Annotated in this window: 1 protein-coding gene; it reads left to right on the top strand. The window is 56.5% G+C overall.

Annotated features, from left to right (window positions below):
* The first annotated feature begins 691 nt into the window (after nucleotides 1-691).
* The gene (locus tag AC3B8H_RS21390; protein WP_488443523.1) at nucleotides 692-949 is read left to right on the top strand and encodes a hypothetical protein; all 258 of its coding nucleotides are present in this window, start codon (nucleotides 692-694) and stop codon (nucleotides 947-949) included.
* Nucleotides 950-1,345: the final 396 nt, after the last annotated feature.

Here is a 1,345-nt window from a genome sequence, read left to right as displayed (position 1 = left end):
TCCTATAAGCTGATTTGTATTTTGCTGGTTCCCAAGCCTCAGTTTCTGCTCCATGAATAACCCCCATAGCCCATGACCCGCAGCCGCCACCGCGTCCTGCAAAACCCCAGCCCGCACTTTCTGAACGCAACGATCAAAAAAGCTACTGCTGTTTACCTGGCCGGCGACGATGAATATCGTGCGATTCCTGGCGGTTTTTGCAGTGCGACAGCGGGTTTCAGCTTTACGGTTATGTGCTCCTGGAAAACCACTTGCACCTGATTACCGCCTCGCCGAATTTGAGCCGCGACATGCAGCGTTTTAAGGCTTATACCGCCAAGTAAATCATTGCCTAATCGCCGCAAAGCGGTTCGGCACGAGTATTGGAGCTAATGGCGTTGTTGAAGCGGCCGCATAAGATCGAAAGCGAGTATCAGGTCTGGGAGGAAGGTAGTCATCCGCGCAGATCGAAAGCGAGGCGCGATGCGACAAAAGTGGTGGAATCTGGTCAAGCCCGGTTAGGTCTATTTGGCGAAACATTAGCGGTGCCTGGCTTAGCCGGCGTTTGCATTGCTAGACTCCGTGTGATAGAAATTTTTACGCGAACGGAGTCTATCCGTCCGCGTCCCGGCGTTCGCGTCGTTGCCTATTTTGGCGGCGGCGAGCGCCGATTCTCAGCTCAATAATTACTATAAAACCGAGGAGTCCGAGTATGAAACCTACGCTAATCGCCATGACCGCCGCTATTGCCCTGGCCTTTTTACCCGCTTTGTCGCAGGCCGGGGATGCCGATACCTGTAAGGGTTGCCACAACGGTTCGGTGGCGCCCAGCTTCGAAACCTTGAAAGGCAAATTCAAAACGGCCGACGATCTGGTCGCCGGGGCGAAAGCTTCGAAAAACGACATGATGAAGCCGATGCAGGCCGATACCGCCAAACTCAAGGCGGCCGCCGCTGAAATCCTGAAATAACCGGCACGGCCGGCCGGGCAACCGGCCAACCAGGCCGCTGCCATTGAGCCCCGCGCGCCAACCGGCGTTCGGGGCTTTTTATTTCGGCCCCGGCCGCGACGCCCCATCGACCGACAGACTCCCACCCTGCCCCGCCGCATGGTTGCCGGAACTGGCAATATGCCCAAAAACATCAACCCTCGGAAGCTCCAGCTTCCGTTCCACCTACCCCCTTAAACACCGAATACACTCCGCCGATGTCGGCGCCTGTTGTTTTTGGAGGCAGAATTTCCCGACCCGTTGGGTCGGGCGTTCGATATCACGGCGAGAGGTGTCGTAAAACAGCACCATACTGCGCTCCGATTAAGGCCGATACGCGTGGCGTTCCTCGCGGACGCATCCTAGCGGCGTTTATAA

The organism is Methylomonas sp. BG-2 (assembly GCF_057766305.1).
The sequence above is the reverse complement of the archived record's forward strand: the minus strand, read 5'-3'. Positions and strand labels throughout refer to the sequence as shown.

Bases quoted from the DNA above. Each gene is read 5' to 3' on its own strand.
- AC3B8H_RS21390 (WP_488443523.1), top strand. From the start codon at position 692: ATGAAACCTACGCTAATCGCCATGACCGCCGCTATTGCCCTGGCCTTT.